Origin of the sequence: Sulfitobacter alexandrii (genome assembly GCF_001886735.1) — a bacterium.
GTDB classification, from domain to species: Bacteria; Pseudomonadota; Alphaproteobacteria; order Rhodobacterales; family Rhodobacteraceae; genus Sulfitobacter; species Sulfitobacter alexandrii.
In genome coordinates, this window is sequence record NZ_CP018081.1 from 272,924 (window position 1) to 296,289 (window position 23,366).

Consider the following 23,366-nt stretch of genomic DNA (forward strand, 5'->3'; position numbering starts at 1 on the left):
GAATGTCCAAGCGCACCCCGAGCCGCTTCACATTGATGGAAGCCGGTCTCCTCAGCCTTTCACTTGTCATTCCGGTCGGTCTTCTCGTCTTGCCCGACCCGGCCTCGGGTCAGGACCGGCCCTTCACCTCGATGGAGATCGTACGGGATGAAGAGGACGAATGCCGCGTCCCAAAGCCGCCTGTTGATCTCGCCGAGACCGCTTACTTGCGCAATGGCTACCGCGCGATCCTGCGCATCCTGATCGCCGAGGAAGCCCTCGCCTCGGAGAGCTGCACCTGCCTGCTGGACCAGTTCAGCTGGGATCAGGCCTTGGGCGCCCTGCCCCGGTTCAAGACCTCGGACAATCCGCGTCTGCCCTTCAACGTGCTGGACCTCTACGCCAAAGCCGACGCGCTCGAGGCTCAACTTGCAGAAGGTTGCGCAGAGTAAATGGGCGTTATTCGCGACATCCTGGGACAGGTCGACGCCGCGGTGAACACCGTGGCGCAGGACGGCTTTGTCTCCTCGGCGGCCTCGGTCGGCAACGTCATCTCGGCGGGCGCGACCCTCCTCCTCGTCCTTCTGGGCATCAACGCGGTCATGCAGCTGCGCCCCCTGCCCTTCGGCACCGGCTTTGCCTTCGGGGTGAAGGTGGCACTGGTAGGGATATTCGCGCAAAGTTGGGACAATTTCAGCGTCATCTATGACATCGTCACACGCGTGCCCGACTCCGTCGGCGCCTCGATCCTGGCCCTCACCGGGTCCGGCGACGAGGCCGGGGTCTATGAGAGCCTCGACAACATGGTCGCCCGCATCACCGCCTATGGCGATACGATCGGGGACCGTGCGGGCTGGGTTTTCGGCGCGGTCCTGGGTGCCATCTTCTTCGTCCTCTCCGCCGTCTTTGCCGCCGTCACCGCCGGGATCATCGCCTTCGCCCGCATCGTCTTCGCGCTGATGATCGTGATCGCCCCCTTCATGATCGTGACCTCGCTCTTCAAGCCGACCCAGTCGCTCTTCGAGGCCTGGACCCGCGCTACCATCGGCTATGCGCTCATGCCGGTCGCTGCCGCAGGGGCCGCCGGCATCATCGTCGCCATCGCCGAGGCCATCGGGGACGCCTCCGCCGATCCGGGCGATGTCGAGACGGTCAGCCTCATCCTGCCCTTCCTCGTCATCCTGATCCTCAGCGCCGGGATCATGGCCTCGGTCCCCTACATCGCCTCCAACCTCACCGGCGTTGTCGGCATTGCCTCCAACGCCGTGGGTCTGACCGGCCTCGCACGCCAGGGTTTCGTGAACACGCGCCAGTACGGCACGGGCACCACCTCCCGCCTCGTCACCGGCAAGTCGCCGCAGGAGCTGAACCAGATGGCCAATGCGGGCGTGGTGAAAACTGGCGAGTTGATCCGGCAAAGCCCCGGCGCGCTTCTCTCCGCCGCCAAATCCTTCCGCAAACCCTGATTTGAAAGACGACTGACTTGAAGACAACCGTAACCAGTTCTGCGAGCCAAGACTGCGACGCTTTCGAGGCGGATTTCATCTTCGGGCCACGGCGGCGCGAGCGCTTTGCCTGGTTCGTCGCGGCGGCGGGCGTGCTGGTCGGCGTGGCCGGCATGGTCGCGGGCGCGAGCCTCTTTCCCCTCAAATCGACCGAGACCTTCGTGGTCGTGGTCGACAAGGAAACCGGCGAGATGGACCGGGTCGCGGCCGTGCAGGCGCTGACCCTTTCCGAAAGTGACGCGATCATCCAGGCCAATCTCGTGGCCTATGTCGATGATCGGGAAACCTATGACCTGACCGATGGCGAGCAACGCATCAACTCGGTGCTGGACCGCTCGGACGGTGACGCTGCCCGCACGCTGCGCGATCTCTGGTCCTCGACCAACGAGGATTACCCGATCACCGTTTACGGCCGCGACGCCAAGATCGAGGTGGTGATCAAATCCGTGAATCAGATCGAGCGCGGCGTGGCGCAGGTGCGCTTCACCCGCACGCTGCGCCGTCCCCGCGACACCCGCACTGTCACCCGGTCCTATGTCGCCACCGTCGGCTACGACTTCCAACCCGAAACCCGCCAGCGCCTTCAGGACGTCTGGGCCAACCCCTTGGGCTTCGTGGTGACCTCCTACCGCGTCGATGCCGAGACCCTGGAGAACTGACCAGTATGAAATCCCTGCCCGCGCTCCTCCTGGCGCTTGCCCTTCCTGTTGCCGCCCTTGCCGAGGCCACGCCGCAAGGCGGCCCGCTCGATATCCGCATCCGCACCGCCGTCTATAATGAGAACCAGGTCTACCGGATCGAGACCGATCTGCGGCATTCGACCACGATTCATTTCGGGGCGGGCGAGCGGTTTGAAGCAGTGATTGTTGGCGACACCGAAAGCTTCCAGGTCGATCCGATCCCCGAGCTGGGCAACGTGCTGACCATCAAACCGCATGTGGCCAATGCCTCGACCAACATGACGGTGATCACCAACCGACGCACCTATTCGTTCCATCTGCGCGAAGGCTCGATCCCGAACCGCACCGGCATGTTCTTCGAAGTGCGCTTCCGCTACCCCGACGAGGAGCGCCGCGCGGCGGGTTCCACCCAGCCCAAGGGATTTGAGGCCCCGCGCAATTACAACTACCGCGTCTCAGGCGAAGGCGACTTCCGCCCCAGCCATATCTACGACGACGGGCGCTATACGTATTTCGTCTTCCCGGAGAACGGTCGCCAGCCTGCCTTCTTCAAGGCCGATGACCAAGGCCGTGAGCGCACTGTGAACTGGACGCAGGCAGGCAACACCGTCCGCGTGCTCGGGGTGAACACCTACTGGACGCTGCGCATCGGCGATGAGGCGATCTGCGCCTGGCGCGACGAGAGCGCGATCTACGTGAGCAACTGACCATGGCCGATCAAACCCCTCCCGACCTGCAGGACCGCCTCGATCAATTTAGCCAGCGCGGCAAATCCAAACGCCGGGGCAACAGCCTCGGGGTCGGCGCGCTCGCCGCCGCCCTCGCGCTCGGCGGCGCCGGGGTCGCGTATTTCCTCGCAACCGGGTTGCAGGAAGGTGACAGCGCGCTGGAGACCTCCGATGTCGAGACCTTTCAGGACCGCCGCCCCGGCACGGGCGGGCGGTTGGAGTTTCCGCCAGATGAGGCCGAACAACGGATCAATGACGCGCTGATCGCTGTCGAGGAGGCGCTCGACGTGCCCGCGGCCCCTGCCCCGGAGGCAAGCGCCGAGGTGCTGGCCGAGATCGCCAAGCTGCGCGAGGCACTGGCCGCCAGCCAGGCCGCCCGCAACTCGGAAATCCAATCCGCCGTTGCTGACCTGCGCGAGGCCTTCGACGAACAGAAGGCCGCACTCGAATCCATGCTGGCAGCAAAGGAGGCCGAGCTTGCCAACCTGCAACGCCAGACCGAGTCCCGTATCGCCGGGTTGCAAGCCATGCTCGATGCCGAGAGGGCGCAGCGGGAAGGGCTCGAGGCCGAGCTCGACCGCGAAGGGCTGATCGCTGACCAGCGCCTGCTCGAGGAACGCCGCAGGCAGGAAGAGGAACAGCGTCAGCGCGAGGCCGAGCGGGTTGCAGAGGAGCTTCTGACCGCGCAGATCAAATCTCCCGCCGTGGTATATGCCGACGGGCCGCGCGGCAGCGCGAGTGGCGCGGCAGTGGCCGAACCTACCGCCGCTGCTGGTGCCGGGGGGCCGGTGCTCTCAGGCAATGAGGCGTTCCTGCAGAGCGCGCGACCGCTCGAGGTGCAGGAGGCCACTCGTCTCACCCATCCCGAGCGCACGCTGACCCAAGGGTCCGTCATCCAGGCCGCGCTTCAGACCGCCATCAACAGCGATCTGCCGGGCTCCGTTGTCGCGGTCGTCTCCGAGCCGGTTCCGGCGTTCTCCGGGGACCGGGTTCTGATCCCCCGGGGTTCCCGCCTTTTTGGCCAATACCGCTCCGGCATCGAGATGCACCAGAAGCGCATCCTGATCCTCTGGACCCGCGTCCTGACCCCGGACGGCACCTCGATGGAAATCGCCGCCGTCGGCGGGGACCAGCTCGGCCGGTCGGGCCTCACCGGCCTCGTCGATACCAAGTTCGCCGAGCGCTTTGGCGGGGCGGCTCTGATTTCCGTGATCGGGGCGGCGCCTGCGGTCGCGGCCGAGAGTGCCAACAATGAAACCACCAGCATTGTCCTGGGAGATGTCGGCAGCGACCTGCAGGACGCGGTCGGGTCGGTCATCGCCGATCAGGTCTCGATCGCGCCGACGATCTATGTCGATCAGGGGGCCTCGGTCACCGTGCTCGTGGATCGGGATGTGGTGATTTATTGACCCGGACAGAAAGCCCAGCCTCCTATCTCGAGCGATATCTCGATCCGTTCCGCGACCTTCTGCGGCGCGACGACGTGGTCGAGATCGCGGTCAACCCGGACGGCAAGGTCTGGCTCGAGGTCGCGGGCGACGCCACGATGCGCCACGAAGGCCAGACCGTGGATCGCACCACCGCCCTCAACATGGCCCAGACCATCGTCGGCGACGCCAAGGCCCGCGTCTCTGAAAAGAACCCGCTCGTGTCCGGCAAGGTGGAATATGCGGGCCGCCCCCTCCGGGTCCAGGTCGCCGTGCCGCCCGCCATCGACCGCGGTGCCTCGATCACCATCCGACTTTTCGCCTCGGGCAGCGTCCGGGACTACGCCCCGGCCTATCTCTTCGGCAAGGCCGTCTCGCTCGATGCGCTCCGCGCCGAGAAGATGAAAAACATCGCCAGTCTCGCAGAAGAAAACCTCGAGGTCGCGCTGCAGACCCTCGTCGAGGCGCGGCTCAACGTCCTGATCAGCGGCGGCACCTCGACCGGCAAGACCACTTTCGCCCGCCATCTTCTGACCCATATCACTGAGCACGAACGCCTGATCACCATCGAGGACGCCTTCGAGCTATTCCCCGCCCAACCGAACACCGTCGCCCTCCTGGCCGACCGCGGAACCGGTTCGCAACGCAGCGCCAATGCCCTCCTTCAGGCCTCCCTCCGCATGCGCCCCGACCGGATCATCGTCGGTGAGTTGCGCGGGGCCGAGGCCCTGACCTATCTCGAGGCCATCAACACTGGCCATGGTGGGTCGGTCTCCACGATCCACGCCGAAACCGCGGAACTCGCCATCGACCGGCTGGCGATCATGGTGCTGCAGGCCGGCACACCGCTGACCTTCGCTGAAGTGCGGGAGTACATCCGGAAATCCATTGATGTGATCGTGCAGCTGGGGCGGGCCGAGGGCAAACGGGGGATCACTGAGTTCTATCTGCCTGGAAGCAGAAACCAGCCGCCGCCTTGAGGCTCGTTAGCAGAACTGGGTCTCCGGAACCATAATGCGTGGGCACTGCTGATGTCATAGTACTTTAGGCGGTTTCGGCATCTTTCCCCGTCGAAAACGGAACAATCTTGCATAGCGAACACAGGTTCACTCGCGGCTCAGCCTTACCCTCAGTCAATCTTTCAACTGAAGTTTCCTTGCCGGCCATCAGGTCTGAAACCGCCAACATGAAAGCATCCTTGTCGGCTGCTTGCATCGCTCCACGGGCACCTTCAAATCCGCAGTTCAACGCCGCCGCCGCTTGCCCTCTTCGAAGTGCGTCAGAGATTAACCTCGGCGTCCAGGATACAGGGTTCATACTGCCCTGGTTGCCAAGTTCACTCAACAGTATTGCGGTACACCAATCACCTGAACCTGCCGCATCAAGAAAATATGGCGCCTCGAAAGCATCAAGTTCGAACCAATCCCAGCCAAGGCGAAATTCCAAGCCTCGCGGTCCTAAGGTTTGAATGATGAGATTTGGCCCAGTGAGATCACGGATTTCATTGATGTGACCGAGCCTATCTTCGGCAAACTTTAGGACGTGACAAACATCTATTGCCTTTTGAAATTGGCTCTCATCCCCTATGGAAGACGGCTCAAAGAGGACTAGACCTCCACTTTCGCGTACCCAAGAGGCAAGCTTCAGGGCGCTCGGAGACACGCGGTCAAAGAAAAAGATATCGGGAACGCAATCACTATCCAATACCGGCTGGATTTGTCGGATCGTCGTTGATCTGAACCTTGGAAGCCAACCGCCGCAATCCGGGCAAGTCAACACATAACGATGTGACCTGTGGCCTTCAGCATCTACCTTGAATTTCTGAACGACAACTGGCGTGGAGACCGACTGTTCTTGCCATACAAAGTCAGTTTTAACGCCGTCGAACTGAAGGTCGTGAACAACGAAGTCTCCCGGTTCATCACATCCAAGTCGCGCCACAGGAAACGAATCCCAACCCAGCCAGCTCAACAAGGCCATAACATTCCCGCACGAACCGCCTGCCGAAGCAAAGGTCGCCTCAAGGCCCTCCACAACATCCATGGCCACGAAGCCTGTTCCCATGGCCCGTAACCCGATGGCTTCCTGTTTCTTGTCGTCGATCATCGTTCCCAGTCCCCACGAAGCCACATAGATGAGAGCTGGTACTCCGTGTCTGATTCTATGACAGGATCGGAGTAGTCTGCTGTTTCTACATACAAAACACCCACTGACATACGATCTCCTGCGATAGCCCCGTACCTATGGTCATAGCACGCCAACAAGGCGCCGACCGATAAAAGCTTGGAAGATAATGGTGACACGAAAGCCTTGCAACCGCCAAGTTCGCTCAGTGCCCGCCGATACCGGTCCATGGCGGCAAATATCTGCTTGTAAGCTTCGAACGGATTATACTCTGATGCTCTTAGAATGTTGCCTGGTTCGACTTGGAACTCTTCGAACAAGAGTTGCCGATGCTCCCGAATGATCTCGTCTCCGCGTCGTGGTTCTCTAGTTGGAAAAGGGATCACGGGGCAAATCTCGTCAGGGTTCAATTTGTCTCGGATGCGCGACAGCCTAATTCCTTGCTGTTCGCCGAGCACCGGAAACCATACCCGAGGAATCTGATCGGTCGATTCACTATCAAGCTGCCCGCCAAAACCGATCACGTTGGTGACGTCATCACGGAGCGTACCTCGCGCGGCGCCGATGTCAGCCGACACGCTCTCGGCGGTCGTCACATGGAGATTTACGTCCGGTCCATCTACACTCATTTTGTCAAGCTCGTGGAGCAGAGATGCGACCGCCGTTAGCGCCACCATCCTGGGCATAGCGCTAATGTCCACCACAACGTCAGTATACACGCCCAAAGAACCCGCGGCGCGCAATGCCTGCCGCACGTTCCTAGAAGTGGCGTTACCTTTCCCGGAGCGTCCGAGTGAGACCTCAATCTCGCGAATCTTCGATGCGCCGACCAAAGCTTCGAGTTTTTTAACGTTTTCGAGAGTGAGCTGGATTCTTAATTCGCTGTCTTGGAAGCCGTTGTCGAAGGCAAGCAACCAAACATCGACTTCCCCACCAAACTCCACGATCTTATCCAAAACAGATAGAGCCCTCGGGTCGTACCCACGCCCAAGCACAAACAAGAAACGCTTGGAAGGTTCATTTGCGTATTTCTGCCAAAAGGCATCAAAATCCTCACCCTGACGGAAGATATAGGGGTCCCAACGCATGATAGTGACCTCGCTAGACAAGCCTCGGCTCCCTGTCCGACTGCTCCCCTATGTCGCCGAGCTCCATCCAGCGATGAAGTGTTCCAAGCGATTGCTCACGCCAGCCCCCATATCCAAGCGGCAGGCCAAATTTCACACATAGCAATCTGTTCAGATAGAAAACCATGTAGGATTTTCCCTTCGCCTTCCGATCCAAATGCGGGGTAATCAAGTTATGCGCAACTAGGGAAGTGACGACATTTCGCAATTGAAGAAGATGCTTGATCTTTTTTTCATCTTCATTTGCCAGCGTATTTCGATCCTGCATGGATATCGCAAACCCGGTGACTCCCGGCATATAGGGAGCGGTTGGGCGAAAGGTCTGATCACGGCAGTATTTGCCAAGAGCTTCCAGAAATCTCTTTGCATCGTAGCCCTGGGGCAGGCGCCGGACCAAGCCTTCCCATCTTAACTCGGCGACTTCACGAATTATCGCATCCTGTCGTTCTGCTGACAACGAACGCGGAATGCTCCTTGGACCGGTGATCTTTGCAGAAATCTCTTCGAACAACGCTCCAGCTACCTCAAGATACTGATCGATGTTCGAACTCGCCACTGCCGCTAGCGTGTCTTTTCCAAAGTACAGCGGAGTTTCCATTTCGGTTCTTAGGAAATGCTCAGCGGCCCTCGAAACGGCCTTTTCCTTTTCATCGAGTTCATCAGCCGGCAGAACGTCGAATGCGAATGACGCCTGGCTCCGCCTTAGGTCCCGCTCGATCAGGATCTCTGTGGACCGCCACTTAATAGCTGATGAAATCGCATCTCTGCGATCTTCTCGAGCGGCAGAAATCCATTCTTCATAGCGGCTATCACCGGCGGTCTTCTCGACAAGTCGCGTCTCGATCTCGGATGACTTCTCGCCGTATCTATTCTCACCTTGCGCCAGCTCTTCCTCGTTTGCTACCAAAGGGAAGAACTCTCTCCCTTCAAAACCGTCCGCCTTGGATGCCCTGAGATTGGCAATTTGCTCGGCAAATCGCGTGAAACCAGATGACCGCTTTCCGGACCACTGTGTTTCAAGCTGGATGACGGAGTCGTAATCGCGTTTCTCCAAGGCACCTTCGGTCAACAAGTCTTGGTGGCTCATCGCATCGAGGCGCTCGGCAATCCAAATACCGCAGGGCTCCCGTGCATTGGTTACAAGGTTTATCAGACTTTTGCGTTGCGCATTGTCCAAGAATTGAAGTTCGTCGAAAAGGAGAATTCGTCGGGACCGAACCTCTCCGCGCCCATCGAACATTCTCGCCCGGGCAAACCACTTGAGACTGTCGAGCCTTGTATGGCCACCTTGGAGTGCATCTGGCTCCCCTAGATCATCCATCGTGTCATAAAAATTGCGTTCGATCTCAGAAGCCCATTCGAACAGCTCTGTTCCACTCGCGGATGCAGGCACAGTTGCTCCAGACTCTGGTTCCCAAGTGACTCGCAATGTTTTCAGATCATCCGGATATAGTCGTCCACTTTGATCAAGGAGTGATCGGAGCGTCGCGATGACGATTCTAGAATCCAGAAGCGATCTGAATAACCCATTGCCGCGATCGATCTGCGCCAAATCTTGATACTCTGTCGAGAACGAAATCATGGCACCAAGCAACTTGGCTCCGTTTTCATCTACGGCACCGAGATTACTCAAGACATCGAACGTTGGCTTGACCTGCTGATCTTCCCGCAACGACACAACGAGCTCGAGCGGGCGCGGCAGCATCATTCGCAGCAAGGTTGTCTTTCCGCCCCCAGGAGCGCTTCGAAAGAAGACTAGTCCGGAAAACGGATCTTCTTTGTCGTCGACGACATCCAAAGCTCCAGGCCCGAACAGTCTGACGAACTGTTCATCACTCACCGAACGCTGGGATGCTCTTATGCGGAATGGGTTTCTCACAGCTACTCAAACTTTCTATGGCGACTGACACGAGGGAACAAACCGCGTACCCTGTGCACATCTTCTGCCCACAAAAGGAAGATGGAGTTGTTGGGTGTATTGTGTGCCAGAACTACCGGCAACTTACACCCTGCATAACCGAAACGTTTGGACGTGCCACCAACCTTCGAATGTTCATCGTCTGCATCGGGGTCAAAGTAGCGGTCTTGGTTGGCAAGAGACAAAATTCCATCGTCCGTCGGCGGCACCAGCTTCACGCCGCAGTTGAGGCGATGAACAACCTTGAACTCGATTGATCCTTTCGAAAATGGCAGCTGTTCCAAACGCTGCTCGATGTGTTCTATCGCCTGATCAGCCGCGATGTAGATCACGACGAGCACCGAAACTCCGGATTGAGCCACGAGACTACCTAAAAGCTCATCGCTATCGAGTTCGCGGATAATTTTTGCAATTTTTCCGTCCCAGTCTCCGTTCTTTCCCTCTCGAAGGTAGCTGGTCCCACTCGCTGTAAAGTCATCCAGCAATACTACATACTCGAACTTAGCTTGATCTTCCGGTACTTCCGCGCCAGAGATCGTTGAGAGATCCTTTTGTAACTTTTCCGTGAACCCTTTGGCCTTTGGCGAAGACATATCATATGCGTGGAACACTTGCTCATGGGTGATGTCTTGTGGATGCGCCCTTCGAAACTGGTCAGTACGGGCACCGTCGCTCAATCCAAGAAACAGTGTCTTTCGTAATCTTGCGCGATATTCCTTGGATTTAACTATCGATTTTACCCGATGGGCTTCCAAAGCCGAATGGCTCTCCGCGGTATCAGCAATCAACTTTGGGCGAACAAAGGTTGGAAAAGCCAACCCAACAAGACTGTTAATTTCCGCATTTGAAACAAATATTAACCGTTCCTTGACGAAGGAATAGGCAATATCTCGTTCACCCTTGGTTTCAAACTGCTGCAACCACAGCGCTAGGCTCTCCAGAAAGCGGCGCCCAGGAGCGAACTGCTGATACTCGTCGTATTTGTAGGACGCAAAGCTTTCCAGCAAAGCTCTTTCCTCTGCCTTCTCGGCATCGGACCACCCCATTATCTTGGTAAGAAGTGTTTCAGCGAGTTCTTTCTTCAATTTGTCAGACCTCGGTCGGAGGGCTTAATCGCCATAGCCCAAGCCTCTTCAAGCTTTGCCAGCCTCTCAAGGTAGAAGACCGTCGCTTGTACACCACGGATACCTGCGGGAGCCAATGCCCAACCTGTTTTCGGATCTTCGCTCGCCCGATCGACACTCAGACCAAGTGGATGATCCAAAAGCTGAAAATCGTTCCCGACTGGATCGGCGCGGTCACCAATGCGTAAGACCGCGCCACTGTCTATTTTTGCATAGTTGCACAGCTCTTCGACCAGCTTAAGCTTGCTTTGCCCCCCGATTAGGACATCGACCGAGTGGCTCGAAATTACAACTTGCTTATCAAGTCCACCTAATCTCAACGCCTCACGAATTTCTGAGACCGCCCGAGATACGTCTCGTCTTCTCCGAAATTTTATTGAAATCTGTTTCGTGTTCGCTCGAATTTCGCAAGAAGACAGAAATGTACCCTTACGCAGTTCCTCGAGCATTGGATCAACCGCATCCAATTCGTCTAACAGGGGATCACGATCGTCGCTCAAAGAACTAATTACTGCGCCATTATAGTACCCCACAAGTACTCGCCCCCAGAGCTCTCGCTTTATGCTCGACCTTAGAGACACGCCCGCACTTGGTCCCCGACCCGTTGCAATACCTATGGGCAGCCCGCCTTCAAGGAGCCTATTCAGTTCTTCGGCTACCTTGGGCCGAAGGCCAACTTTGAACCGGTCGCGGTCATCAGAGAGCGTCCCGTCATAATCCATCACCAAACCCTGAATGGAAGCATCTCTGACAAAATTAATTGCGCTAGAATAATGCTCAAACCAAGTCTCCTTGTCTGCCCCTGAGAGATTAACTCCCTTCCGTGCGAGCGCAGCATTCAGGTTCAACTCCTTCTGAGATTCTGCAGGAAGCATCGGACCGATCCGATAGAGCCGCCTTCCGAATTCCGGCACTCCTGGCTTGGCGGGGTCTATTTTTGAGGCCTCGCCAGCTCCAAGGCTCAGATGTAAACCTGCTACGATTCCTGCAATAGCCTGTAGGTGTCTGGGTCCGCGAAAATCTATTCTCAGTCGCGGAATTTCTCGCGGTAAAGCCTCAAGGGTCTTGGTTGCGAGCTGCTCCATTCCGTCGCCCACCAAACAAACGATACCCGTGGACGCCTTATGTTTATGCATCCAGAAATGTCTTCCGTGCCCAAAATTTCGCAAGTCCGCAGCATGTAGGTTCCCCAGACCAGCTTCAACGAAACGAGACTCAAGATCGACAGACGTTGCTCGCAAGGAGTTCGTGAACAATAGGCTAACAGTCCGATTCAAGCACAGATCTTTTGCTTGACTGGCGATGTCCTCCGCGCTCCATCCGCAAATGATTTGGTGCATTAGTTCCTCAAGCGACGAAGGCAACTCCTCGCTATCAAATCCCGACGCTTGGTACGCTCGCAAAATCAGGACGGAAGACGCAACCAAAGATGCGACTGCCAAGAAACCGTCTTTAAAGCTTTCAGACTGAAAATCGACAATATCTGCGTACTGAAACCTTCGCCCCAAAGCGTGAAGTGGGCTCTCATCTTTTAAGACCAGCGCGGAAAGCGGCAAGAACTCCCGTTGAGCTGCGGCCTTGAAAGCCACACCAATATCTCGGTTTCGTCCACTTGCCGAAAAGCATGCAATACCGGCATTCGTAGTCGGGCCGGAAATGATTTCGAGCGGTGTGACAGCTTTGGCGGTTTCGCCTTCCATCAATTCATGCATCTGAGCCGCGAAGCTAGCCACAGAGTAAGATCCTCCAGAGCCAACCATCATCATGGGGCTCTCTCGCCAACCGTCCACGACTCGACAGAGTTCGGAGATATCTGCCTTCATGGCTGACTGATACGCGTTCTCAGCGCTGCGTAGTTCCGCTCGGTATCTCTCAGACACTGCAAGCCTGCCTTTTTTCTGTTTTTGCCCCCAGGGCTCCGTTGTGCGATCACCATCGAACTTTCGGCCGAATGGAAGAGCTCTGCTTGAGGGAGATTGCGGGGTTGAATGAACACCCACAATCCTTGTTTGCGACAGTTTTTTCAACCGTGTATCGCACTGGATCTTCAGACATTTGCAGGTCAGCTTGTGATGGAGTGACCGACAACCACGGGAGCGAAACCGCCAGTTCTCTGACTAGCACTGAAACACATTTCGGTCATTACCCTCCCAACAACTCCGCGATGAAATCCTCCTGCCGATCGAGCGCCGCCTCCCATTCCTTCGGCAGCGCCGCTTCCCGCTCGAGCGTCTCGGGCACAGGTTGCCCGCGCCTGGCATCCATCGTCCTCACGCTCATCGCGCGCGCTTCGCGGCGCTGTGATCGATCCCGCACAGGCGCGCGTTCGACTGGTTTCACCAGCTCGTCAGAACTTGCCTCGTCACCACCGTCGCTACCCCAAGGCCCCACACCCTGCACGCTCGGCGGATAGGGGAAGGGCTTGCCCTCCTGTCGTGCCAACATGTCCTTGAAGAACGGATCGTCGTAATACTTGATCCGGCTTGCCTTGATCGGATGCTGCGGCGAGGCGAGGATGATGACCTCGTCGGGGTCCATCAGGCGCGCTTCGGTCTCGGAAAGCAGCGGCCGTTCCTCCAGCCGCGCTGATGTTGACGTCGCGCCAAGGAAGCCCTTGTTCCGGCCATACATCCGGGTCACGGCCTCGCGGGTCGTGCTGCCTACTGCGGCGGATACCTCCTTCACGGTCCGCTGATCGCGGGGAGTGATATAGAGCTTAAGCCCTGCCCCGTTTTCGAGACTTTCGCGGCCCTCGGGCCCGTAGATCCGGTCGAGCGAAGCCAGCGACTGCGCGATCATCGCGACGCGGCCGCCATAGCTTGCCAGCGAATGGATCGCGCGCTCGAGATAGGGCATGGCCCCCATCTGCTGGAATTCGTCGATCATCATCATGACAGGCCAGGGCTCATCCGGGCCGGGCTCGTTCAGCCGGATCGACGCGATGAGATCGGCGAACATCAGACGCAGGAGCGGGGCGAGGGTGGCGATGTGATCCTCGGAGACCGCGATGTAGAGCGACTGTGAGGTCTTGCGGAAGGTCGAGAAATCGAAATCACTCGCCTCTGTGGCCGAGCGCACCGCCGGGTTGTCCCATTGCTTGAGGCCGGCCGTCATCAGCGCCTGAATGTTCGAGGTCAGCAGGCGCGATGAGGCCGAGGCCGCGTTGGTCCAGAGCTCGCGCAGGATGTCTTCCTCGGCCTCGTCTGCATAGGTCTTGTATTGCGCGTTCTTGTACTCGCCCCCGGCGACGATCTTGTTCACCTCGCCAAGGTTCGGTGTGCCGCGCTGGATCGCCAGCAGGCAGGCCGCGACAAAGATCGACTTGCCGGCCTCGGAGAAGGTGTCGAGCGTCTTGTTGTCCTTGTCGAGGAAGAGGTCGGCCAGGATCGAGACCTCGGTGAAGCGCTGCGCGAATGTCGGGGCCTTCGCGATCCGCGCAAGCGGGTTGTAGCGATGCGTGGCATTGGCCCAGTCGAAGGGGCTGAAGCGATAGACCTCGTCTCCGTTCAACGCCCGGAGCCGTGCAGTCTTCTCGAAGTTCTCGCCCTTCACGTCGAGCACCACGACCGAGCCCGCGAAGCTCAGAAGGTTCGGGATCACGAAGCCGACGCCCTTACCCGCGCGGGTGGGCGCCACCATCATCACATGCGGGATCGTGGTCGAGGATATGAACTCGGCTTTCAAACGCGGCGCGCCAAGCTTGCCGCAGACGAAGCCCTTGCCCGGCGCCTGCAACATGTCGTTCTTCTTCAACTCCGCCTTTGTCTGCCAATGGGCCGAACCATAGTCGTCTCTCTCCTTTTTCCAGGTCCAGGCCAGCGCCAGGGCGCCAAGCCCGATGGCTCCGAAGCCGACGGCGCCAAACCCCACCTTAAAGGCCTCAGGATGTGCCGCGCGTGTTGCGGCGCTGGCCTTCCAGAGCGCCAACATGTCGAAACTGCCGAAGCCGGTTTTCAGGGCCAGGGTCAGGTAGAAGGCGGCAACGATGGTGCCGATGACAGCGCCGCAGATCACGCCGAAGAGGAGCGCGGCCCAGAGGGGAAGTGTCTTGGTCATAGTGGTCATCCCCCTCAGAATTCCATCTCGTCATCGAGACCGCGGTCCCGACCGAGATCGCGCCCCATTTCCTGCGCCTCTTGCTGGCCGCGCATCCGCGCGACCTCGGTCGCCTTGTCCTGCTGCAACACGGCAGCGCGGTCGGTAAAGACCTGGTCGCCGGTCTCCTCGAAGGTCATTTCGAGGAACTCCTGCGTGACCGTGATCTGATCGAGCTTGCTCGGCAGGGCCGCATCCAGCACCTCGTAGTTGCCGCGGCGCAGCTCGGCCAAACCTTCTTCGCCCAACTCCTTGAAGAGCTCGGATTGCAGGGTTCGCTCGATGGTCTCCTCCTGTGCCTCGGTGAGCTTGCCGTCCCGCAGCATGTCGGCGAGGTCCTGCAGGTAGGGATTGGGCGTCCGGTCGTCTTCGTCGATGAGGGGCAATGTCGCCTCCTCCTCGTCCGCGAGGGTTCGCCCGATCTCGACGCCCAGTTCCTTCGCCCGCTCCATCAGCGCGTCCATCACCCCGTCGACCTTCTCGAGCGCGGCATCTAGCTGGTCGTCACTCGCGGTCTCAACGCTGAGACCGTCTTTAGCCAGCACCGCGTTCATGTCCCGCTCGACCCAGTCCTGCGCCATACCGTAGTTGCGCGTGCCGCCCGCCGCGATCCGGGCCACCAGCTCCTCGCTGTCCATGCCCGCCTCCTCGGCGCGCTCGAGCACATCGCGCAGCCCCTCATCCTTGCCGGACCGCAGCGCGTCGATCAGCACATCGCTGCCCGCCCCCGGCGGATAGGGTTCTTCGAGATGCTTGCCAAACCGCGCGCGCAACTCCGGGTCCGGCACCATCTGCGAGAGGTCCGCGATGATCGGCGCGGCCTTGGCTTCAAAAGCGGCGCGCTCGGCCGGGTCCAGTTCCTCGGCCTTAAGCCTCAGCGCCTCGATGGTGCGCTCGGAATAGTCGATCGCGTCACCGACGGTCTTGATGTCCTTCATGTCTATCTCTCCTTCGGTGAAGTTCCACGGCGTGCCGGAGCCAAGCCCGTCCGCCATGCCGCGTACGGCGCGCGCCATGTGGCGCTGGTCCATCCGGTCCAGCAGGTCGGCGAGGTTCTTGTAGTCCTTGGCGAAGCCCACCACCTGCGCCTGCGCGATGGCGGATTCCTGGGCCGTCATGACGATCTCGCGCGGCAGGCGGGCCTCTTCCTTGGCACGGTAGATCTCCTCGATCCCGGCAGGCTTCTCGAAGATGCCGCGCTCGAGCCGGGTGGTGGCGTCGAGCATCACGCCGTAGCGTTCCGCGATTTCAGCCTGCTTCTCGCGCATGAGCTGCGGCGACATCACGCCCTCGGCCCAGCACGAGAACCAGGTGCCCTTCTCGACGCCGCGATTGTTCAGGATGACGTGGGCGTGCTTGTGCGCCCGGTCATCATGAACCGCGAGGACATAGTCCCACTGGTCGCCGTATTCGCCGCTCTCGAAAAAATGCTCCGTCCAGTCCATGGCGATGTCGCGCACCTGATCGACGGTTACGTCGGTCGGGAAGGACAGCAGCATGTGCGAGGTGAAGCCGAGCTTGGTCGAGCCGCGCCAGGTCCCGGCCCAATCCTCGATGATGTCTTCTTTCTGCTCCTCAGAAAGCACCGCCGCATCGGTCAGCGCGTTGGTCATCGTCGAGTAAGTGTAGACCGCCTTGTCGTTGATGTAGGAGATTTGCGCCTCAAGCGAAGCACGCGTTTTGCAGCCCCCTGCCCGGATCCGCTTGAAGACCGCCGCGCGGCTCTGGCCCGACGCAGCCTTCAGCGCGTTGCGCGCCGACATGGATCCGACGCGCGCGAAACTGCGCCCCTGCCGACGCCCCGCCAGACGCGCGTCGATCTGCGCCGCGGCCTGACCCCGGATGCGCTCATCCTCCCAAAGCCGCCCCATGACCGAGGCATAGAGGGCGAGGGGATCAGCCATTTCGAGAGTTCCGGTTCTTCAGAAAATCATCGGCTATCGCCGTTCGCGTTCGCGGCTTGCCGAGAGGCAGCGAAGGGCGATGCAATTCTGAACCGGAACTCTCACGCACCAGCCTCAGACCGCTCCCGATCGCGCGCGGGTCATCCTCCAGAACCGCGCTCTCCGTCCCCTGCCCTTCTTCCTTTTGCGGCCACTCCTGATGACGCAACGCCTGCGCCGCATCTTTCATCCGGCCCATCTCACGGCTCATCGACTGCGCCAGATCAACGAGTTCGATCAGCACCGCGCGGTCCGCCTCTGAGACCTCCAGTCGGCCGCGATGCACCGCCTTGGCGAGGACCAGACCGGCGTCGCTTACATCCTTCGCCTGCCGCCACGCGGCGCAGAATTCCGCGACCAGATCACGGGGTACATCGAGGAAACCGCAGCGTCCGCGCAGCACCGCATTGAGCGCCTGCGAACGATTGGCAAAGCCCCGCGCGCGCCACTCCGCATCAAACGCTGCAAGCTCGGACTGGCTCGCCCGAAAGGCCACTGTCTCGCTCGGATCGCGCACCGCGATGCCCTCGCCCGCCTCCTCGTTCGCGAGCCGGTTCACATGACGCGGAGAGATGCCGAACGCCGCCGCCAGGTCCTTCGCGGTCTCGCCCGCCGCGAAGCGCCGCGCCACTTCGATGCGCTCTTCAAGCTTCAGGTTTCTCGCTGGCCTCGGCACGGGTCAGACCCCTCGGACAAAATGTGCAAACATTGGCCATATCCTGCCAACGTCTTCCTTCTCTCTTTTGCTTATACTTCAATACATCACATTGCGCAATATTACGTTTTGCATGATGTGTTTTTTTGCTTGCGATGAGGTGCACTCAAGACCGCTGGGCAGCGCGACATGGAGCGGTGCCGTCCTCATCGATGCGCGACAATCTGGTCGAATAAATCTGCTGAAACTTGCGCTGGAGCAGCACGCGATGTCAGGCAAACCGAGCGCCCGAGCCGGTCACGGATCGGGCGCCAGAAACACGAAAACGGCCCGCGCGGGATGGCGCGTGTCACGCCCGTTTGGGGCGTCACAATGTTGGTAAGGATCAGTGTCAGACCCCTGCGGATCCGAAGACCCGCAGGGGTGTCTGGGTCAGTGACCCAGTCCCTGACTGCGCAGATCGTCGTAGCGGCTGCGGGCGATCAGAGCCTCGGTCTCGAGGCTGTCGAGTGTCTCCGGATGGGCGTCTTCATCAAAGGCGGCGAGGTAGGCATCGAAAGCCATGTCGGCTTGCAGTTCGGCGAGGTCGATGGATTGTTCGAGTGTCATGGTGTGATCCTTTCCGTTGATCGTCGTTGGACGGATCGTGGAAAAGACCGGGGGCATGAGAGCGGGCTGCACCCGGCACGGGGCGGAATGAAATGGAGCACGCTGGGGGCAGGTTTGTTGTGAGCGATGCCCCGCAGCGCTCAAGGCGCCAGCCGTCCAGAAACCTGCCCCCGGCGTTGCCGGCCGCTCGACCCCGGGCTAGCGATCTCTAAGGCCAACAGGTCGACGGAAAGGCGCGCGGCGGTGACTCTGGCGTGAGACGTTGCCCCGGGATGCATGACGTTGATTTGCGACTTCCACCCTCGCGGCACAGGGTGAGTTCGGCGCCCCTGGTAGCTTCGCCAAGACGACCTAGGCGCGGGTTGTTCGACCGACGGAAGAGGTGCGCTTGGCTCGCTCAGTTGGCTCCCAGTTCTCCCTGCGGTCATTCGGTTCCGCCTCCATCGCGCGTGATCCACGCTGTCACTGAACTGAAAGATCGAAGCCGCGCCCGCGACCTATCCGGTCTGACGACCCGCCTCTGCGTCCGCTTCCGAAATATGCCGCGTTCTTCGGACACCGATAGTGCACCGGTCGAGGGCAAATTCCCCCGGAACGAGAAAAAGCCAGACCGCCGGAGCGGTCTGGCCTTTGGCTTAGGCGGCGTCTTTTGGGCCCCAGGGGATCACGGCCTGCAGGGACAGATCGTCCTGGTTCGCGGCCTTGCCGAGGTTGGCGTTGAAGCCGTGGTCGCGGATGGTCAGCGTGTAGTAGTCGGCGCCGGTCTCCTTGTTCTGCTTCTTCCAGATGCCGCCGCACTCGACAAGCTTGCCGCGCGGGGAGCGTCCGAGGACACGGTGCGTGGGGGCCATCGGGTTCGCGCTTGCGACGGGTTCGACCGTGATGTCGAGGTCGAAGGTCAGGGTCGAGATGGAGCCGACGCCCTTGGCGGTTTCGATGTCGGCGCTGGTGAATTTGATGCAGTTCGTGGTCATTGCTCTTCTCCTTGTTTGCGTTGCAATGATGGTCACCTTGCAGCTGGCCAAGGCCCGGTCACACCGAAGGCGAAGCGTAGCGGAGAGGGGCAGGCGCCGGTCTATTTGCTCCGCGCGGAATGGCCCGCAGGGACAGGGGAAAAAGATCGGCGACAACCTTTGTGGACGGGTCGACAGCTGCGACCAGCATGTCATGCAACTCAGACACCAGGAGAAGTGCGGTGGCCGCGAAGAAAGGAGGGTGAACAACCGAATGAGAGAAATGCCTGTGGTGGCGATATTTCTGTCCTCTCGCACCGAGCCGCATCCCGGCCAGTCAGAGCTTTGCTGACCCTGCCTCACGTGCCGCGACGGCTGGTTTCCGTGGCAACCCGATCTGTGTTGTCTGGAAGAGCTGCAGGGAGATCGTCGAAGCCTCGACACCGTTCCGCCCCCCCCGGATTTCGAACGGTCCCTCCACGGCACCCCGTAACGTGCGATCCGCGCAGCACGACCATCACCGGCCTGATGCCAGCTGCGGTCAAGGCAATCCGGCGGTCGTAGAACGCCGTTTGCGACCTATGATGACGGGGCGGCACGGCACGTCCGGCAAAGCAAGGAGCAACACCGGCCGAGACGCGAGATACGAGATCGATGTTGTCACGCGCCCGCCCAAGCGACCGTAACCGGAACGGCCGAGATGAAGCGTTGCCACGACCATGCGACGGCTGGCCGGGCTGGCTCCGGAGGAGACTGCACCGCCAGCAGCACGTCGCAGCGAGAGGCGGCGTTTCAGCTCGGGGCGGGCGGCTGCGTGCAGCCGACCGAGTAGGGCGCGGTCCTGACCAAAGGGCAGGAGGGGCCAATGTTCCCCTTGAATGCTTCAACTTAAGAATCAAAAGTTACTTCAACGGCAGGGCCATTGAGACAGGCGGAACACATTTTGATTGAGCTGAAAATCGAACTTGTTGGCATCAAACCACCCATCTGGCGCCGGATCCTCGTGCCGAATGACATCAGCTTGGACATCCTGCATTCCGTTCTCCAGGGCGCTATGCCTTGGCAAGACTATCATTTGCATGAATTCGAGATTGGCGAAGACAGGTTCGAGGCCCGCGACGAAAGTGACGACAGCTGGGACCCAAACGATGGCCGGAAGGACGAAAAGAGCTTTACTCTTGGCGAGCTGGTCAAGAAAGGCAATCAGTTCATATACACTTATGATTTCGGCGATGGTTGGCGGCACCTCGTCACTGTCGAGAAGGTTGGCAAACCAACCGGAAGGCCAGATCAGGACTTTCCTGCCTGTGTGGCCGGAGAGCGCGCATGTCCGCCAGAGGATAGTGGCGGGCCCTATTCCTACGAAGAATTTCTCGACGCGCTGACCGACAAACACCACCCGGAGCATCGCGCTACAAAGCAATGGGCCGGCGCGTTCGAACCGGAAGTGTTTAGCGTGCAGCAAGCCAATGCTGCCGTCGGTGCGATGTTTGTTTGGGCGAAAGAGCGCAGCCGTCTAAAGTGAAACCTGAAGCTGGTTTGGCGCATGATCCATATGGCGAACCTCGCAACCATTTTGAAGAACTGAGATCGAGGTACCGACGTGGCTACAAGATCGACCATCATGCCGCCGTTGGTGAAAGCATGGGTGGATCAATTCGAAGAAGCGGACCGGGCGGATGCTGCGATCCTCGCGTCCCTCATCCGGCTTGTCCCTGGTGATGCTTTTCGCCGCGATTTGACGCGGGTCCTTGAAGACCGCCTGAGGATCGGTCCCAACCCCGTGGCGCTTTACAACGAAACAGAGCGTAAGAAATGGAAAGGGCAACCCAACCGTTTGTTTCCCGAGACGTCCCGCGCGAGTAAAATGCAAAAAGGGAAGAAGACTGTGCGCGCATATGGCCGCGTCGGACCGCCGCTGGTGCCTCGTCAGCGACAGGTCGCCGAAGAAATAGGCAGTGAAGGGGTTGTCGCCAACGTCCTGACCCAGTTGCACAAGCGCCATCGAAAGTCGATCCTTCTCAACCCTGGGGCCGACATCATTCGCGAGAAGCGCGTGCGCCGGTTCGTTCTGGTAACGGACTTCATCGGAAGCGGAGATCGCGTCATCGACTATCTCAATGCCGCATGGAGGCTGCGGACAGTGCGCAGCTGGTGGTCGAGGCGCAGTCATTCCGGCCTTTGTTTCGAAGTGGTGGCCTACGCAGGGACAGAAGCTGGGGTCGATCGCGTAAAGGATCACGCCTCATCGCCCACCGTCAGCTTGGTGACACGATGCCCAACAATTCAATCGGTCTTTCCCCGAGGAAAAGTCAGGCGGATGGAAGAGCTGTGTCGTCAATATGCGCCACCAGGGTCCAAACCCCTGGGCTATGGCGAAGTCGGGGCGCTTTTGGCGTTTGATCACGGCATGCCGAACAATGCACCTTCGATGTTCTGGAAGGATGCAAGAAGATGGTCGGCGCTGGTACCGGAGCGATCATCCAGTACAGCTGGTTCCCCCTACCAAGAACCGCACACGCCAAAGAAAGAAAGAGCGCGTATTGAAGCGTCTGCCAAGGCGTCGGACACCGGGGCAATTCTGCGCCCGACGAGCTTGGAAACGATCATACTGTCTGCACTGCGCCGATCTCCCCGTCATTCCGAAGCGATATCGGGTCGTCTCGGCATGAACATCGATGATGTGTCCGAAATCCTTGACCGCTTGAAAGGTTGGGGTTGGATAAACGCGTCGCATCAACTGACCGAACGAGGGCGGATGGTTGCGTCACGACTGATCCGCCAGGACCGCAAGAGCCCCCTTCCCCAAGGCGACGACACGATGTACTTTCCGAATGCGTTGAGAGCGCCACGCGATGTCTAGTGGTTGCCGGGGTAACGACCGGCACCGTTGGTGTCACGTCCTGCCCGCAGGAGGTGATGCCTGGGCCGTCGATTGCGATGGGCTCACGGTCAAGCTTTCGCTTGATGCTCAACTTGATCGAACCGCACGACCTTGCGGTCGCCGCAGCGGTAGGCTGACTTGCGATCCGATCAAGCTCACCCTGAAGGGTGGATAGTAGATGCGAACGTGGAACTCTCAACGCTACTTCGCCGAGGGCCTTGCGGCAGGAGTGGATGAATCCATCCTCAAAAATGCAGTTGCGACAGCTGAACACACGTTGCGGCAGGCAAATCCAGGCCCGCCGATCCTGACCCTTGGCCATCTGGGGCATTTGGCGGGCGTTGATGTTGGTATTTTGAAAGCATATGCCTCAAGGCGGGATGCGGACCCTTATCGGGAGTTCTCGATCCGCAAGCGCCCGATCCCGGGCCAACCTCCGCGCTATCGGACAATCGCCGTGCCTGAGCCGCCCTTGCTGAGAGTCCAGACTTGGATCGCGTCCGAAGTCCTGCGCCATGCACCCTGCCACTCGGCGAGCACGGCGTTTGCACCAGGGTCTCGGTTGGCCCAGGCCGCGGCGCGCCACTGCCGCGCAGTTTGGATGGTCAAGATTGATCTGCGGAACTTCTTCGAATCGCTGACCGAAATCGACGTGCATCGGGTGTTTTTGGAGCGGGGCTACCAGCCGCTGGTCGCGTTTGAGCTTGCGCGCTTGTGCACCCGTCTCCGCGACAAACATCGCAACGATACTGCTGTCTTGCCTCAGCGACGAACGCCCAGATTTCGGCACTCATCCTTGACATCGCTTTATCCACGAGACCTGTTTGGCGTTTTGCCGCAAGGCGCACCAACCAGTCCAATGTTGGCCAATCTCGCAGTGCGCGACCTAGATGAAAGACTGACTGCTATCGCGAAGACCTACGGCGTCCGATACTCGCGCTATGCAGACGATCTCACCTTTTCAACGACACGAAAGTCGTTTGGAAGATCCCGCGCACATGATCTGATAGGGCGAGTGTATGAGATCCTGGCTGCTCGAGGACTGGCGCCGAACCAATCCAAGACGACGATTGTTTCTCCGGGAGCACGGAAAGTCGTGCTCGGCCTTTTGGTGGACGGAGACACGCCGAAGCTGACACGCGATTTCCGCTCGCGGCTTCGAAAGCACCTGTATCACATAAGCGCTCCCGATCAGGGGCCGGTTCAACATGCAGCGCGGCGCGGATTCGCCTCCGTTGAAGGCCTCCGCCAACATCTGTTGGGTCTGATCGCGTTCGCCGGTCAGATCGATCCAGTCTATGCGGCGAAATGTCGGGCGATTTTAGACTCGTCAGATTGGTCGCAGACAAGGAGGTGAATTTAATCTGTCCGATGGGCGTCTTCTACCTACGGATTTTAATCAATTTGGAGAAGCTTCTGAGCTCAAATCACCGCCGGAGAACCTAGAAGGTCTTTCCAGCCTGAGATCGCACTGATTTTGAACCGGTCCTGTGAATTAAGTGTCGGCCTTCTACGTTGCTCCAGTATCTCTGAAATCCCAGTCTCTTCATCAGACTGTTCGGGCCGACTATAACACCGCGCGTTTGGCCAAATAGGTGCAGACCGCGCAGGCTAC

Annotated in this window: 19 protein-coding genes; 9 read left to right on the plus strand and 10 right to left on the minus strand. The window is 59.4% G+C overall.

The window, feature by feature from the left end; all coding sequences use genetic code 11:
- Nucleotides 1-2 precede the first annotated feature (2 nt).
- From BOO69_RS22470 to virB11, 6 genes are read left to right on the plus strand one after another with little or no spacing between them, the layout of a single operon-like run.
- The gene (locus BOO69_RS22470; protein WP_232786401.1) at nucleotides 3-431 is read left to right on the plus strand and encodes a hypothetical protein; all 429 of its coding nucleotides are present in this window, start codon (nucleotides 3-5) and stop codon (nucleotides 429-431) included.
- Nucleotides 432-1,445, plus strand: coding sequence for a TrbL/VirB6 family protein (locus BOO69_RS22475; protein ID WP_071974401.1), 1,014 nt, complete (start codon nucleotides 432-434; stop codon nucleotides 1,443-1,445).
- A gap of 17 nt (nucleotides 1,446-1,462) precedes the next feature.
- Nucleotides 1,463-2,143 (plus strand): VirB8 family type IV secretion system protein, encoded by a 681-nt coding sequence (locus tag BOO69_RS22480; protein ID WP_071974402.1) that lies wholly within the window; start codon nucleotides 1,463-1,465, stop codon nucleotides 2,141-2,143.
- Nucleotides 2,144-2,148: 5 nt separating this feature from the next.
- The gene (locus BOO69_RS22485) at nucleotides 2,149-2,871 is read left to right on the plus strand and encodes a TrbG/VirB9 family P-type conjugative transfer protein (protein WP_071974403.1); all 723 of its coding nucleotides are present in this window, start codon (nucleotides 2,149-2,151) and stop codon (nucleotides 2,869-2,871) included.
- A 2-nt stretch (nucleotides 2,872-2,873) separates the two neighbouring features.
- On the plus strand, nucleotides 2,874-4,301 hold the full coding sequence (locus BOO69_RS22490; RefSeq protein WP_071974404.1) for a TraB/TrbI/VirB10 family type IV secretion system protein: 1,428 nt from the start codon (nucleotides 2,874-2,876) through the stop codon (nucleotides 4,299-4,301).
- On the plus strand, nucleotides 4,298-5,299 hold the full coding sequence (virB11, locus tag BOO69_RS22495) for a P-type DNA transfer ATPase VirB11 (RefSeq protein ID WP_067922297.1): 1,002 nt from the start codon (nucleotides 4,298-4,300) through the stop codon (nucleotides 5,297-5,299). Before BOO69_RS22490 ends, virB11 begins: the two co-directional genes overlap by 4 nt.
- A gap of 64 nt (nucleotides 5,300-5,363) precedes the next feature.
- Here virB11 and BOO69_RS22500 read toward each other — a convergent pair whose 3' ends face one another.
- From BOO69_RS22500 to BOO69_RS22540, 10 genes are all read right to left on the minus strand, one after another.
- Entirely contained in the window at nucleotides 5,364-6,425 is a 1,062-nt protein-coding gene (locus BOO69_RS22500) for a carbohydrate kinase family protein (RefSeq protein WP_067267214.1), read from the minus strand.
- On the minus strand, nucleotides 6,422-7,531 hold the full coding sequence (locus BOO69_RS22505) for a hypothetical protein (protein WP_100161458.1): 1,110 nt from the start codon (nucleotides 7,529-7,531) through the stop codon (nucleotides 6,422-6,424). Before BOO69_RS22505 ends, BOO69_RS22500 begins: the two co-directional genes overlap by 4 nt.
- A gap of 13 nt (nucleotides 7,532-7,544) precedes the next feature.
- Nucleotides 7,545-9,410 (minus strand): ORC-CDC6 family AAA ATPase, encoded by a 1,866-nt coding sequence (locus tag BOO69_RS22510; protein ID WP_133119789.1) that lies wholly within the window; start codon nucleotides 9,408-9,410, stop codon nucleotides 7,545-7,547.
- Between the two features lie 41 nt (nucleotides 9,411-9,451).
- Nucleotides 9,452-10,573, minus strand: coding sequence for a phosphoribosyltransferase-like protein (locus tag BOO69_RS22515; RefSeq protein ID WP_100161457.1), 1,122 nt, complete (start codon nucleotides 10,571-10,573; stop codon nucleotides 9,452-9,454).
- The gene (locus BOO69_RS23150) at nucleotides 10,570-12,435 is read right to left on the minus strand and encodes an HAD hydrolase family protein (protein ID WP_133119788.1); all 1,866 of its coding nucleotides are present in this window, start codon (nucleotides 12,433-12,435) and stop codon (nucleotides 10,570-10,572) included. The genes BOO69_RS22515 and BOO69_RS23150 overlap by 4 nt, the downstream gene beginning before the upstream one ends.
- 319 nt (nucleotides 12,436-12,754) lie before the next feature.
- Nucleotides 12,755-14,668 carry a type IV secretory system conjugative DNA transfer family protein gene (locus BOO69_RS22525; protein WP_071974409.1) on the minus strand — a complete coding sequence of 638 codons (1,914 nt, stop codon included), beginning with the start codon at nucleotides 14,666-14,668 and terminating at the stop codon, nucleotides 12,755-12,757.
- Between the two features lie 14 nt (nucleotides 14,669-14,682).
- A complete protein-coding gene (locus BOO69_RS22530; RefSeq protein WP_071974410.1) occupies nucleotides 14,683-16,611 on the minus strand; it encodes a relaxase/mobilization nuclease domain-containing protein in 1,929 nt (642 codons plus the stop codon).
- Nucleotides 16,604-17,326, minus strand: a complete 723-nt coding sequence (locus BOO69_RS22535) for a helix-turn-helix domain-containing protein (protein WP_071974411.1) — start codon at nucleotides 17,324-17,326, stop codon at nucleotides 16,604-16,606. The genes BOO69_RS22530 and BOO69_RS22535 overlap by 8 nt, the downstream gene beginning before the upstream one ends.
- Nucleotides 17,327-17,737: 411 nt before the next feature.
- Nucleotides 17,738-17,914: a hypothetical protein gene (locus BOO69_RS23280; RefSeq protein ID WP_165198475.1), complete on the minus strand. Its 177-nt coding sequence runs from the start codon at nucleotides 17,912-17,914 to the stop codon at nucleotides 17,738-17,740.
- 635 nt (nucleotides 17,915-18,549) lie between these two features.
- A complete protein-coding gene (locus BOO69_RS22540; protein WP_008335621.1) occupies nucleotides 18,550-18,888 on the minus strand; it encodes a DUF736 domain-containing protein in 339 nt (112 codons plus the stop codon).
- 922 nt (nucleotides 18,889-19,810) lie between these two features.
- Between BOO69_RS22540 and BOO69_RS22550 the strand changes: the two genes are divergently transcribed.
- The 3 genes from BOO69_RS22550 (at nucleotide 19,811) to BOO69_RS22560 (ending at nucleotide 23,108) form a co-directional block, all read left to right on the plus strand.
- The gene (locus tag BOO69_RS22550) at nucleotides 19,811-20,392 is read left to right on the plus strand and encodes a plasmid pRiA4b ORF-3 family protein (protein ID WP_232786400.1); all 582 of its coding nucleotides are present in this window, start codon (nucleotides 19,811-19,813) and stop codon (nucleotides 20,390-20,392) included.
- Nucleotides 20,393-20,491: 99 nt separating this feature from the next.
- On the plus strand, nucleotides 20,492-21,730 hold the full coding sequence (locus tag BOO69_RS23155) for a phosphoribosyltransferase-like protein (protein WP_133065738.1): 1,239 nt from the start codon (nucleotides 20,492-20,494) through the stop codon (nucleotides 21,728-21,730).
- Between the two features lie 199 nt (nucleotides 21,731-21,929).
- Entirely contained in the window at nucleotides 21,930-23,108 is a 1,179-nt protein-coding gene (locus tag BOO69_RS22560; protein ID WP_083545813.1) for a reverse transcriptase family protein, read from the plus strand.
- The last annotated feature ends 258 nt before the right edge of the window (nucleotides 23,109-23,366 follow it).

Bases quoted from the DNA above. Each gene is read 5' to 3' on its own strand.
- BOO69_RS22470 (WP_232786401.1), top strand. From the start codon at position 3: ATGTCCAAGCGCACCCCGAGCCGCTTCACATTGATGGAAGCCGGTCTC.
- BOO69_RS23155 (WP_133065738.1), top strand. From the start codon at position 20,492: ATGCCGCCGTTGGTGAAAGCATGGGTGGATCAATTCGAAGAAGCGGAC.
- BOO69_RS22475 (WP_071974401.1), top strand. From the start codon at position 432: ATGGGCGTTATTCGCGACATCCTGGGACAGGTCGACGCCGCGGTGAAC.
- BOO69_RS22490 (WP_071974404.1), top strand. From the start codon at position 2,874: ATGGCCGATCAAACCCCTCCCGACCTGCAGGACCGCCTCGATCAATTT.
- BOO69_RS22560 (WP_083545813.1), top strand. From the start codon at position 21,930: ATGCGAACGTGGAACTCTCAACGCTACTTCGCCGAGGGCCTTGCGGCA.
- BOO69_RS22505 (WP_100161458.1), bottom strand. From the start codon at position 7,531: ATGCGTTGGGACCCCTATATCTTCCGTCAGGGTGAGGATTTTGATGCC.
- BOO69_RS22530 (WP_071974410.1), bottom strand. From the start codon at position 16,611: ATGGCTGATCCCCTCGCCCTCTATGCCTCGGTCATGGGGCGGCTTTGG.
- BOO69_RS23150 (WP_133119788.1), bottom strand. From the start codon at position 12,435: ATGAAGGCAGATATCTCCGAACTCTGTCGAGTCGTGGACGGTTGGCGA.
- BOO69_RS22500 (WP_067267214.1), bottom strand. From the start codon at position 6,425: ATGATCGACGACAAGAAACAGGAAGCCATCGGGTTACGGGCCATGGGA.
- BOO69_RS22525 (WP_071974409.1), bottom strand. From the start codon at position 14,668: ATGACCAAGACACTTCCCCTCTGGGCCGCGCTCCTCTTCGGCGTGATC.
- BOO69_RS22540 (WP_008335621.1), bottom strand. From the start codon at position 18,888: ATGACCACGAACTGCATCAAATTCACCAGCGCCGACATCGAAACCGCC.
- BOO69_RS23280 (WP_165198475.1), bottom strand. From the start codon at position 17,914: ATGACACTCGAACAATCCATCGACCTCGCCGAACTGCAAGCCGACATG.
- BOO69_RS22485 (WP_071974403.1), top strand. From the start codon at position 2,149: ATGAAATCCCTGCCCGCGCTCCTCCTGGCGCTTGCCCTTCCTGTTGCC.